Origin of the sequence: Isoptericola nanjingensis (assembly GCF_050311635.1) — a bacterium.
Taxonomy (GTDB): Bacteria; Actinomycetota; Actinomycetes; order Actinomycetales; family Cellulomonadaceae; genus Isoptericola; species Isoptericola nanjingensis.
This window is the reverse complement of the sequence record NZ_JBNOZL010000002.1, coordinates 312,732-325,381: the sequence shown is the minus strand read 5'-3', so window position 1 is coordinate 325,381 and position 12,650 is coordinate 312,732. Positions and strand designations below refer to the sequence as shown.

Here is a 12,650-nt window from a genome sequence, read left to right as displayed (position 1 = left end):
GGACGTAGCGCCGACGTCCGTGCACGTCAACAGGAACGACGAGGGGTGAGGAAAGGGTGGGAGGGCGTGCGGGTCAGAGACCGGACGTCGTCGAACCGCGTGGCACGAGCTCGCACGGCATGGCGACGACCCCGGGCTCGAGGCCGCCGCCCGCGAGCGCACCGTGCAGGAGCCGCGCCGCCTCGCGGCCCATCTCCTCGAGCTTCATGTCGACGCTCGTGGTGCTCGGGTCGGAGTTCCACACCAGCGGGCCGAAGCTCTCGTAGCCCACGACCGCCACGTCCTCGGGGACCCGCACGGACTCCCGCCGCAGACGGTCGATGACGCCCAGCGCGATGGCGTCGGAGTCGCACACGACCGCGTCGACGGCGCCGGCCCCGACGTCCTCGAGGATGCGGAGCATCGCCGCCCGCCCCCACAGGGCGGTCCGCGGGCCGTCGGCCAGGTCGGCGACGAGCCGCAGCCCCCGGGCCTCCATCGCCTCGGCGACGCCGGTCCTGCGGTCGGCGGCCACCCGGTACTGCGGCCGGCCGCTGACGTGCGCGATGCGGGTCCGCCCGAGCCCCGCGAGGTGCTCGACCTGGAGGCGGCCGCCCTGGGCGTCGTCCACGACCAGCGAGGTGTCCCGCGGGTCCCGGGACCGGCTGTGCACGTAGACGACCGGGACGGGAAGGTCCTCGCCGACCGGGTCGCGCTCCTCGGTGCGCCCGCCCACCACGATCAGCCCGTCGACCCGGCGGTCCAGCAGGGCGTTGAGCTGGTGCCGCTCGCGCAGCCGGTCATCCCGGGCGTTGCAGAGATGCACGAACGAGGAGTACGAGCTCAGGCCGTCCTCGAGCCCGTCGAGGATGGGCAGCGAGAACCGCGACTCGAGGTCGGCGGCCAGCACCCCCACCGACGTGACCGGCTGCCGCCCGGGCCCGCTGCTGGCGACGAAGCCGAGCTCGCGCGCGCTGTCCAGGATGCGCCGTCGGGTGGCGGCGGAGATCCTGCCGCGACCGTTGATGGCCTTCGACGCCGTCGACATCGACACCCCTGCGGCCTCGGCCACGTCCGCCAGCCTCGCACGATGTCTGCGCACGCCAGCGCTCCTTTTCGTCCACGCACCACCTGGAAGCGTTCCCGCTGAGGACCCGACCGTACTGCACACGGGAACGCGCAGCCGTCCGACCGCCGGGGCCGCGTCCGGGAACACCAGGCGCCGCTTGCGCGTTATGTCACAAGATTCACCCGCACCATGAGGAGCACTCTTGCGACGCATCCCCCGAAAGGTCGAGGTCGAGCACGAGCCGGGGAAGTTCACCCGGTACCTCCGGCACGACAACGGCGAGGGCTTCGTCTCGCCGCACGCGAGCGTCCACCCCGACGCCACCATCAGGCCCGGCGCGTACGTCGAGGCCGGCGCCCGCGTGGGCGCGCACGCCAAGGTGGGCCGGTTCAGCTGGGTCGACGTCGACGCCGTCGTCGGACGCGGAGCCCGCGTCGACGAGAACGTGCACGTCGGCGTCCGTGGCGTCGTCGGCGACGACGCCCGGGTCGGTTCCGGCACCCGCCTCGGCACCGACAGCCGCGTCCCGTCCGGCGTCGTCGTGCCGCCCGACGCGATCGTCCCCGACGGCGAGACGGCGCACGGCGAACGCCGGCGGAAGGACTTCGGCACGGCCGCCTGACCTGCGCCCCCGCGCCTCCCACGACACCTCGACGTCCCGCCGACCGGCCTCGCCCGGCCCCGGCGGGACGTTGCTATGGTGGCCGGTTCATCGACCCACCTGGAGGCGAGTGGAGGTGAACTCCCGTGGCCAAGAACTCGAAGAAGCAGCCGGCGCTCTCCCTCAAGGAGAAGCGGGCGCAGAAGCGCGAGAGAACTGCCGAGACCACCGTCAAGGCGCGTAAGCGATAGACCGTTCGCGAGCGGGCCGGCCGTCCCCCGACGGCCGGCCCGTTCGCGTTCCCGGTGGCACGGCGGCGCCCGCGCGGGATGATGCTCGGGACCGACCCGAGGAGAACCGTGCACCACCATGACCCCGAACCCGCCACGGAGACGGCGCGGCCCTCCGGCGACGGCGTGCTTCGGCTCGGACGGATCGGGTGGGCGGTCGTCGGCATCGCCGCGGCCGCGGTGGTGGTCTACGCCGCCGTGTCGGCGATCAGCGGGCTCGCCGTCCCCCTCGTCGTCGCCGCCGTGCTCGGCGTGCTGCTGCACCCCCTGGTCGACCGCCTGGAGCGGCTGGGGCTGCGGCGCGGCCTCGGCTCCCTCGCCGTGCTGGTCGCGCTGGGCGCGGTCCTCGGGGTCGCCGTCTGGGTCACGGCCGACGGCGTCGTCGACCAGGGAGCGGAGATCACCGACCGGCTGGGCAGCGGCCTCGACACCCTCCAGCAGCAGCTCGCGGGCACGACGCTCGACCTGTCCGGCGTCGACCTGAGCGAGACGACGAGCTCCCTGGCAGGCGGCGTCGCCAGCCTGTTCGGGAGCGTGTTCTCCAGCGCCGCGGCGTTCGTCGTCGGCACGTTCGTCGCCGTCTTCTTCCTCTTCTACGTGATGGCGGACTGGCCCCGCATCGAGGAGTTCGCGGCGCGCCACTCGTCCGTCCGCGGCACGCCCGGCCGCGTCGTCGTCGACGAGGCCACGGCCACGCTGCGCCGCTACTTCGGCGCGCTCACGACGTCGAGCCTCGTCACCGCGGTGCTCATCGGGCTGGGCGCGGTCCTGCTCGACGTGCCGCTGGCGTTCTCGATCGCGCTCGTCACCTTCGTGACCTCGTACATCCCGTACCTGGGCGCGATCTTCTCCGGCGCCTTCGCCGTGCTCATCGCACTGGGCTCGCAGGGCCCGACGTCGGCGCTGATCCTGCTCGCCGTCATCCTCGTGGTGCAGAACGTCGTGCAGACGCTGATGCTCACCAAGCTCTCCTCCGACCAGCTGCGGCTGCACCCGATCGTCAACCTCGGCTCGACCATCGTCGGCGCCGTGCTCGCCGGCCTGCTGGGCGCGATGCTGTCCGCGCCCGTGACCGTCATCGTGCGCGACGTCCTCGGCCACGCCCGCAGGACGGACGCGGCCGAGGACGTCACCGACCTCACGACGGGCTGACGCCCGGCGCGTGTCAGGGGGTCGTCTGCTTGCGACCACCCATCCCGGCGACGATCGAGACGCCGATCACGGCCAGGACGATCTGGAAGAGCAGCTCGATCCAGTCGATGCCGCCCGTGTCCTTGACGTCGAACAGGCTCGCGATCCACGTGCCCAGCAGGGCGGCGACGATCCCGATGACGATCGTCACGAGGATCGAGATGTTCTGCCTCCCCCGGACGAACAGCCGGCCCAGGGCGCCGATGATGGCGCCGATGATGATCGCGGTGATGATGCCCGAGATGGTCACGGTGGTGCTCCCTCCTCGACGACGGCGCAGGTCGCGCCCGCAACGAAGGTACGGCGGACCCCCGCTGCTCGCCCCCCGAACGCCGACGGCGCCGACCCTGTGACCAGGGCCGGCGCCGTCGTGGGCGGGCGTCAGTGCTGCTGTCGGCGCCGGATCCCGACGAGGATCGCCCCGCCCGCGACCAGCAGGACGGCGAGGCCGACCCACAGGGCGATGTCCGCACCGGTGGTCGGGAGCCAGCCGCCCCCGCCGGTGTCGCCGTCGCCGCCCGGGGGCGGTGGGGGCGGGTCGAACGTGTTCGTCACCGTCAACGACGCCGGGTCGGCCGCGATGGTCACCGCGCCCGGGTCGCCGTCGCCCACGGTCGAGACCGTGGACGACGCCGCGCCGCCGTCGTCCGTCTCCGTCACGACGCACTCCGCGCCGATCGGGAGCCCGGCGTAGGTGACGGTGTCGCCCGCCGCGATCTCGCGCGCCGCGCCGCCCGGGATCTCGATGTCCTCGCCCTGGAACGTGCAGGCGAGGGTCACCTCGAACGGCCCGACGTCGTACGCGTCACCCTCGAAGTCGACCACCTTGTCCACCGCCAGCGAGCCGACGTCGAACGTGTTGGTCACGGTGACCACCGCCGGGTCGGCGTCCGCGCCCGGCACCACGACCTGGCCCGGGTCGCCGCCGTCGACCGTCGTGGAGATGGTCGTCGTGGTGGCGCCCGCGGCCTCCGACTCGGTGACCACGCACTCGGCCCCGACCGGCAGGTCGGTGTACGTCACCGACTCGCCGCCCGTGATCGTCTGGGTCGCCCCGCCCGGGATCTCGATGTCCTCGCCGTCGAACGTGCAGGACAGCGTGACCTCGAACGGGCCCGACCCCCAGGCCTCCGCCCCGTCCCCGTCCACCACCTTGTCGACCGTGAGCTCGCCCAGGTCGAAGGTGTTGGTCAGCAGCAGCGAGACCTGCTCGGCGTCGGACGCGGGCACGACGACCTCGCCCGGGTCACCGTCCTCGACGGCGGTGGTGATCGTCGACGACGTCGCCCCGCCGTCGTCGGACTCGCTGACGACGCAGTCGGCGCCCACCGGCAGACCGGAGTAGACCGCCGGCTCGTCCGGCGACACGGCGCGCGTGGCACCACCCGGGACCTCGATGTCGTTGCCCTCGAACGTGCACACCGCGGTCACCTCGAACGGCCCGTCGCCGTACGCCTCGGCGCCGTCGCCGTCCACCGCCTTCTCGACGGTGAACTCGCCGACGTCGTAGGTGTTGGTGACCGTGAACGCCTGCGGCTCCGTGATCGGCGCCGAGCCGTCCACCACGACGTCGTCGGGCGCGACCGCCACCGAGGTGGCACCGCCCTCGTCCGTCTCCGTCACGGTGCAGGTCGCCCCGTCGGGGATGCCGAAGTACAGGCCCGGGAAGCCCGGCCCGAACCGGCGGGTCTCGCCGCCCGGGATCGTGACCTCCTCGCCCTCGCTCGTCGTGCACTCCATCGACACCTGGTAGGGGAACTCGTCGAACGGCACCTGTGCCAGCCACTCCTGGACGTCCTGGAGCGCCGCCAGGATGTCCTCGGGCGTGGTGGGCAGCGGGTCGGGGAGGCCGGGGAACGGCTCGAAGTCCGGCATCGGCGGGGCGAACTCGGCCCCGTCGCCGTCGACCACCTTGCGGACGACCACCGGCGACGTGAGGAACGTGTTCGTCACGGTGACGAGGACCGGCTCCTCGTCGTCCCCACCGACGACGACCGTGCCGCTGGTCGCGTCGTCCTCACCGGGTGGGTCCATCGCGACCGAGCTGGCCCCGAAGGCATCCGTCTCCTGGACGGTGCACTCCGCGCCGACCGGGAGGTCGTCGTAGGTGACCGTCTCGCCACCGGCGATCTCGCGGTCCGCCCCGCCCGGGATGTCGATCGGCTCGCCCTCGAACGTGCAGGTGAGCGCGACGTCGAACGGCCCGGGGCCGTACAGCGCCCCCAGCCCGGCCAGGTCCTTCTCGACCTGGAGCGACCCGAGGTCGTAGGTGTTCGTCACGGTGACACCGACCTCGGTCTCCGTGCCGTCGTCCCCGCCGACGGTGACGGACTCCGGCGCGATGTCCACCGAGGTCGCGCCGCCGTCCGTCGGCTCCGTCACGGTGCACTCGGCACCGATCGGCAGGTCGTCGAACGACACCGGGGTGCCCGGCGTGATCTCGCGGGTCGCCCCGCCCGGGATGTCCCCAGCGGGAATGTCTTCGCCCTCGTAGGTGCAGGCCAGGGTGACCTCGAACGGGCCGGTGCCGTACTGCGCGCCGTCGCCGTCCACGACCTTGTCCACCACGACCGAACCGACGTCGAACGTGTTGGTCGCCGTCACGTCGACCGGGTCGGTCGTGCCGTCGGCGCCGCCGACCGTGACGGTTGCGGGCGACACGTCGCTCGACGTCGCGCCCCCGTCGTCGGTCTCGGTGATCTCGCACTCCGAGCCGATCGGCATGCCGGCGAACGTCACGCTCTCGCCGCCGACGAACGTCTGCGACGCCGGGTCGGGCGTGACGTCGTCGCCCTGGTAGGTGCAGGCGATCTCGACGGTGAACGGTCCTGCGCCCCACAGCTCGGCGCCGGCGCCGTCCACGACCTTCTCCACCGTGACGGAGCCGATGTCGAACACGTTGGTCGCGGTGACCTCGGCCGTCTCGCCCGAGGTGATGGTCACGGGGTTGGGCGTCACGTCGGACGACGTCGCGCCGGCGTCGTCCGTCTCGGTGATGGTGCACTCCGAGCCGGCCACCAGGTTGTCGATCGTGACCTCGCCGTCCGGGTCCAGCGTCACGCTGTCCTCGTACACCGTGCGGGGCTCGCCCGGCCCGTCGCCGTCGTCGTCGTAGGTGCAGACGATGTCGAAGTCGAACGGCCCGGCCCCGAACTCGTCGGCACCGTCGCCCGTGACCTCCTTGACCAGGTGCAGCGATCCGACGTCGAACGTGTTCGTCAGCGTGACCGCGTTGCGCGGGATGTCCACCACGTCGCCGACCAGGTCGAGGTCGGCGGACGGCCCGTCGGTCGTCGTTCCGTCGTCCAACGGCCCGTGCCGCACCGTGATCGTGGTCGACGAAGCGTTGCCCGTGCCCGTCTCGGTCACCGTGCAGGCGGAGCCGACCGGCAGGCCCGTGAACTCCACGGAGTCGCCGTCGTTCAGCTCGAACGTCATCGGGTCGTCAGGACCGTAGCCCTCGGCGTAGACCGGTTCGCCGAGGAACGTGCACTCGACCGTGCCGTCGAACGGGCCGAACACGATCGGGGCGCCGTCCTGGTCGACCGCGTCACTGACGACCTCCTTGTCGATGACGATGCTCGACAGGTCGTACCGGTTGATCGCCGTGATCTCGCTCGGGCTGTCCGGGTCTTCGGTGTCGATCGTGACCGTGCCGACGATGAGCTCCGACTCACCGTTGACGCCGTCGTCCTCGGTGATCGTGCACTCGGCACCGTACGGGAGGTTGGGCACCACGGTGGGCGTCCCCGGTGTGACGGTGATGGGTATCGGGTCGAGCTCCTCCTCCACCCACGTGCCCACCGCAGAGGTGCACTGGACGTTGAGCTGGAACTCGTCGGGCGCGTACTGCGCACCGTCGCCCGTGACCAGCTTGGTCACGCTCAGCGGGCCCGTCGCGGTCGCGACGCCCACCTTGGTTCCCTCGGTGGGGAGCATGTTGATCTGGGTGCCGCCCGGGGTGACGGCCACGCCCGAGGCTGCCGCCGAGTTCCACGCGATCGAGCGGTCGCCGGCCTCGGGCGCCTCCGGCGGGGTGGTCGACGTCGCCTCGAGCGCGATGAACTGCCCCGGCTGGAAGGGCTGCCCCTCCGGGAAGGTGACGACGTTCTTGATCGCGGTGATCGACTGCAGCACGTCGTCCGGCGTGTCCGTCGTGAGCGGCGCCCATCCGGTCTCCGGGTCGTCCGGGCAGGTCGGCTCGTTCAGCGGGTCGGTGAGGTCGTCCATGCAGTAGTCGTCGACCGTGGTGTAGAAGTACTCCACCGTGCTGCCGTCCGGAGCGTTGACCACCTCGGGCAGCGGGTCGTCGGTGAAGAGCGGACCCCAGGCGGACCCGCGGGCCGAGTCCGCGAACGAGCCGGTGTCGCCGATCGCCGGGAAGCGGTCGTAGATGACGACCTTGTTCAGCGGCAGGTTGCCGACGTTGTCCACGCGGACGCGCCAGGTCTCGTTCTGGCCCGGCGGGACGATCGGGGTGCACGGGTAGGAGTAGAAGCCGTCCGCATCGGCCGTGCAGTCCGCGGGGTCCACCGTCCCCGGCTGGTCCGGGTCGACGATGAGGCCGAGCGGGTACTCGTCGTTCGTCGCCTTGACGAACTTGGACTGTGAGATCGCCGCGGACGGGACGGTGGTGACGTCCGCGTCGGCCTCGCACGCCCCCGTCTCGTCGTTCAGGCGGCCCTCGCACTCGTCCCAGGGCCTGTCGTCGGTCACACCGACGGTGTTGTTCACCGTGGTGTTCGCAGGGAGGGTGACGCGGAACTGCACCAACACGGTGATGGTGTAGGTCTGGCCCACCTCGAGCACGGTGCCCTCGGGGAACGTGAAGGTCAGGCCGGCGAGATTGCCGTCCTGGTCGACGGTCACGTCGTCCGGGTCGGTGGGCATGGGCGTCCCGTTGACCGGGTCGGGCGCCGCGCCGTCGAGGGCGTAGGAGAAGGGGTCGTCCACGTCGGCGAGCCGCAGCTGGGGGCCGTCGGCGTCCGCGGGCATCGGGTCGTCGTCGATCACCGGGTCGACGATCGGCCGGTCGCCCGTGTTCGTGACCGTGATGTTCATCGGCACCACGGCGTCCGGGGCCTCGGTACCCCCGGTGACGACGCCGTCGAAGTCCTTGACGATCTCGACCGCGTTGGTGGCGTGCTGGTAAAGGATCGACGACTCGGCCTCGTCGTCGTCGGACACCGGGACCGTCTCGCCGGTGTCCGGGTCGATGACGAGGTCCGCGCCCGTGACCGTGCCCTGGACGGAGTTGCTCGCCACACCCGGGTCGGGCTCGCCCGGCGCCGGGTCGTTCGCGTCGAGGTCCGGCAGCACCGGGCCCCCTGAACGCAGGTCGTCACGACGCAGGATCTGGATCGGCACCGGCTGCGTCGGGGTCGCCGGGTTCTCCCAGATCGACCCGTCCGTACGGCTGAAGGTGAAGCGCAAACCCTGGACGTCCTCCGGGGCGACGCCCGCCGGCAGGGCGAAGGTCGCGCCCGGCGTGCCGGTCACCCAGTCGCCGCCGGTCCGCTCCACCGGGTCCGGGGAGCCCGCGTCGCCCGTGAACGTGCCGCCCACGAACGCGTCCACCTGGACCTGCTGGATCGGCGTCACCAGAGCGGCGCTCGGGTCGAAGCCGACGAAGTCGTACTGGTTCCAGAACTGCGGGTCGTCGTCGGTGAGCACCATCTCGACCGCACGCGACGGGCCCAGGGGCTGCCCTGTGAGCGTCATGACGACAGGCGTCTCCGACTGGTTCGCGCCGTGGAACGGCTCGATCACGGTGTCCGGGTCGAACGACTTGCCCACCGCCAGCTCGATGCTCGCCACCTGAAGAGTCATGTCGTCGCCGGCGTTCGCGAGGCGGTCGTCCTGGCCCGTGACGCCGCCCGGGTCGGCGATGGTCGCCGCCGCACCGTTGGGCACGGGGTTCTCGTCGACGTCGATCGTGCCGTCCTCGGCGTACACCGGGTCACCCGTGTACCGGTCGGTCTCCCGGAGCTGGAGCGTGAGGTCCATCGATCCGGTGGCCCCCGGCTCGACCAGACCGTCGTAGGCGACCTCGATGCCGACGACGTCGGCCAGCTCCGCCGCGGTGAGCTCCTGCGGGTCGGACGGCGTCCACGTGCCCAGGGGGTCCTCCGTGTACACGGTGGTCCCACCACCCTCGGCGGTCAGCGTCACCGTCGCGGAGGTCGCGCCGTCCGGCGGGGTCAGCGAGATCCCGGCGAGGTTGAACGTGTCGAAGGGGTGCGTGCCCTCCGCCGTCTGGACGGCGCCCGAGCCCTCGTCGGCCGGGTCCACCAGCCGGAGCTGCTCCACCTTGGCGGCCGACGCGTTCGTGCCCGTGACGGTGACCGTGGTGCTCGGGTAGAACTGCGCCGGCGTGTCCGGCGGGGGCACCGAGATCGGGCCGCCGTCCCAGTCCTTCGTCACCGTGACGTTGAGGGGCTGGTCGATGATCAGGACGTCGTCGTCGTCGGTGTCGGTGTACTCGTCACCGTCGAACGTGCCCGTCGCGCGCGCGGTGTCGTTGACCAGGCCAGGGTCTCCCGTGTTGTACAGGGTTCCGTTCGTCGAGCCGAGCACCGGCGAGCCGTCGCTGCGCTTGTAGTCCCGCACCTGGAACGTCAGGTCGAGGTGGCGGCCGTCGGCCTGCGTGGACCGGGCGACGCCGTCACCGGCCGCGGGCGCCGTCGGGTCCGACGGCGTCGTGCTGCGCGACGGCGACTCCGTGTAGACGACCCGCACCGACACCGTCGACTCCTGCTCGTCCGCCGTGAGGGCCACCTCCGGCATCCCGCCGTCGCACGGCGTGGCCGCGGTACAGGTCGACCCGGACGCCTGTACCCAGTCGGTGCCGTTGTACAGCTCGACGCCGACGATCGCGTCGTACTGGATCAGCGGGTCCACGGTGCTGTCGATCGCCGGGATGCTCACCAGGTTGAACGCGTCGTAGAACGAGTCGGCGATCGCCGTCGTCTCCGGGTCGGCGATGTCCGAGATGACCAAGGGGTCGACGCCGGAGAAACCGTTGGTCGACCACGTGATCTGCGCCGTCGCCTGGTCGTCGGACCGCGCCAGCACCGTGACGGGCTCCTCACCGAGGAACGTCTTGTCGATGAAGTCCAGGGTGCCCGGGTCCGGGTCCACCGGGAACGGGTCGACGTCCGCGCACCCTTCCGCCGGCTCCGTCGGGGTGACGGTGCCCGACGACGCGCTCGACGCGCCGCAGTTGGTGATCGGGTCGTCCGCGCCGGCCGGCCCGATGTACTCGGCGACGAAGTTCGGCTGGAAGCTCGTCCCCGGCGGGAACCCGTCGCCCGTCGAGTCGTAGACGAACTGCACGCCCTCGGCGTCGGCCGGCAGGTCACAGCTCACCGTGTCCGGGCCCGTGTAGGGACCACAGCCGGGAGCCGGGACCCACTCCGACCCGTTCCAGTAGTTGATCGTCAGCGTCGAGTCCGCCGGGACGTCCGTCGACCGGACGGCCGTCGGGGCGAAGTTCTCCTGCCACTCGTTCGCCGTCGTGGGGTCCGTCGGGTCCGAGATGACGATCTGGTCCGCGTTCGTCGTCGACCCGTCCGGGCCGAACGGCAGCACCTGGGTCGGGAGCTGCACGATCACGGCCTGGCCCGGCACGGCAGGGAACGTGGACGGGGAGATCAGCTTGTCCGTCTCCGTCGCGAGTCGGTCGTTCAGCGTCACGAGGTCGGCGTCGGCGGGGTCCGTCGCGTTGGGGACGTCGGCCTGGATCTCGTTCGGGTGCGTGACGTCGTCCTCGACCTGGTCAGGGTCGGTGTCAGCGGTGAAGGGGATCGTCGCCGTGCCGCCGGTGACGATGTTCCCGGTGTACGTGATCGAGAACCCGACGACGTCACAGCCGGCGGGCGGGTCGGGCAGCGTGTCCGGGGCGGTGGCGTCGACCGTCGGGGTGTCCCCGTCCGCGCACGTGAACGTCACGCTGGCGGCGTCGGCGTCCGCGGGCCAGGCGACCCCCGCGCCGGCGCCGTCCGTGCCCCAGCCCGTGAACGTGAGCGGGTCGTCGCCCTCGAACGGGCTCGGCGTGCCCGGCGCGGGCTCGGTGATCGTCATGGTGTCGACGGCGGTACCGGTGTTGGTGCCGCCGATCGTCACGGTGGTCGGGTCGCCGGCGCTGACCGTCGCGGGGTCGAAGCTCTTGTTCGCCTCGACGCTGTTGTTCGGCGGCGTGATGACGTACGTGTCCTCGTCCGTCGTCGGGTCCGACTCACCGTCCGGGTGAGTCACGAACGACGATGTGTCGTTCGTGACCGTGGTGACGTCCGTGAGATCCGTGACGGCGTCGCTCTGCTCGACGTCGAAGGGGATCGACGCGGAAGCGCCCTGCTCGATCGCGCCGCTGAACGTCACCTCGAAGCCTTCGACCACGCAGCCTGCGGGCGGGTCGGGGAGTGTGTCAGGGGCCGTGGCCTCGACCGTCGGCGTCGTGCCGTCGGCGCAGGTGAACGTCACGCTCGCGGCGTCGGCGCCGTCCGGCCACGCGACGTCCCCGAAGCCGGTGAACTCCAGGTAGGTGAAGGGGTTCGGGTCCGCCGTCGGGTCCACGGGCTCCGAGATCACCATCGTGTCGACGGTGTCGTTGGAGGTGTTGGTCGAGCCGATCGTCACCGTCGCGGGCGTGCCGGGAGACGCCAGCGCACCCTCGGGTTCGATCGACTTGGTGGTCTCCGAGTCGAGGTTCAGCGGCACCAACGGCTCGATGTCGTCCGACGCCGATGCCTCCGGAGCGTTGTCGGACACGACGGTCGCCGTGTTGGTGATGGGCACGCCGCTCGCGCTGTACGGGATGTCGTCGGAGACCTGGGCCGTGATGAGGAGCTGCACCTGGCCGCCGTTGGGCACGCTGTCGGCGGTGTAGGTCACCGTGTCGGTGTCCGTGTCGACGTCGAGTGCGCTGTTCGTCCCGCCGTCGCTCTGGACCGACGCGCTGACGAGCTCGAGATTGTCGGGCAGCGCGTCGGTCATCGTCGTCGGGACGCAGGGGTCGGCGTTGGGGTCGGAGCACGAGATCTGGATGCCCCACTGCACCTGTTCGCCCGGCTCGTACGGGCCGGTGCTGAGCTCCTGCTTCTGGATGCCCCACGTCGCAGCAGACGCCGAGGTCGCCGGGATGATCGCCCCCGCGAGCCCGAGCGCGAGCACGCCGAGCACGGACCAGCCGCGCCGGAGCCTGCCCCCTGCGTGCGCGACGCTGTGCTTGCCGGAGTGACGGGCCACACCTCGACCCGTTGAACTACGACGATCCACCATCAGTGCCCCTCCACACATCGGTGCAAACCGCCCGCGCGCGACGCTGTGCGCGAGCATCACCACCGACGGTGCCAGACATCGGGTGACTTGGCTCGGCGAACGACGGTTCATCCGCATGGTCGGGAACGCCCGGATCACCCCCCTCGCCGGTCCGCTCGCGAGCGCACCTCAGGACGGCGACAGTCGAGGTGAGAGCGTCGGAGCGCGACGAAGGAGTCGACATGGGCCGGGCGAGGACACG

At 71.6% G+C, this 12,650-nt stretch carries 5 protein-coding genes; 2 read left to right on the top strand and 3 right to left on the bottom strand.

Going from position 1 to position 12,650, the window contains the following annotated elements; translation table 11 throughout:
• Positions 1-73: 73 nt before the first annotated feature.
• Positions 74-1,081 carry a LacI family DNA-binding transcriptional regulator gene (locus tag ACQP6G_RS04330; protein WP_429762978.1) on the bottom strand — a complete coding sequence of 336 codons (1,008 nt, stop codon included), beginning with the start codon at positions 1,079-1,081 and terminating at the stop codon, positions 74-76.
• A 169-nt stretch (positions 1,082-1,250) separates the two neighbouring features.
• Here ACQP6G_RS04330 and ACQP6G_RS04325 point away from each other — a divergent pair, with 169 nt between their 5' ends.
• The gene (locus tag ACQP6G_RS04325; RefSeq protein WP_429762977.1) at positions 1,251-1,670 is read left to right on the top strand and encodes a transferase; all 420 of its coding nucleotides are present in this window, start codon (positions 1,251-1,253) and stop codon (positions 1,668-1,670) included.
• 338 nt (positions 1,671-2,008) lie between these two features.
• Positions 2,009-3,091: an AI-2E family transporter gene (locus ACQP6G_RS04320; RefSeq protein ID WP_429762976.1), complete on the top strand. Its 1,083-nt coding sequence runs from the start codon at positions 2,009-2,011 to the stop codon at positions 3,089-3,091.
• Positions 3,092-3,104: 13 nt separating this feature from the next.
• Here ACQP6G_RS04320 and ACQP6G_RS04315 read toward each other — a convergent pair whose 3' ends face one another.
• Positions 3,105-3,380, bottom strand: coding sequence for a GlsB/YeaQ/YmgE family stress response membrane protein (locus ACQP6G_RS04315; RefSeq protein WP_429762975.1), 276 nt, complete (start codon positions 3,378-3,380; stop codon positions 3,105-3,107).
• Between the two features lie 131 nt (positions 3,381-3,511).
• Positions 3,512-12,376, bottom strand: a complete 8,865-nt coding sequence (locus tag ACQP6G_RS04310) for a DUF5979 domain-containing protein (protein WP_429762974.1) — start codon at positions 12,374-12,376, stop codon at positions 3,512-3,514.
• Positions 12,377-12,650 lie beyond the last annotated feature (274 nt).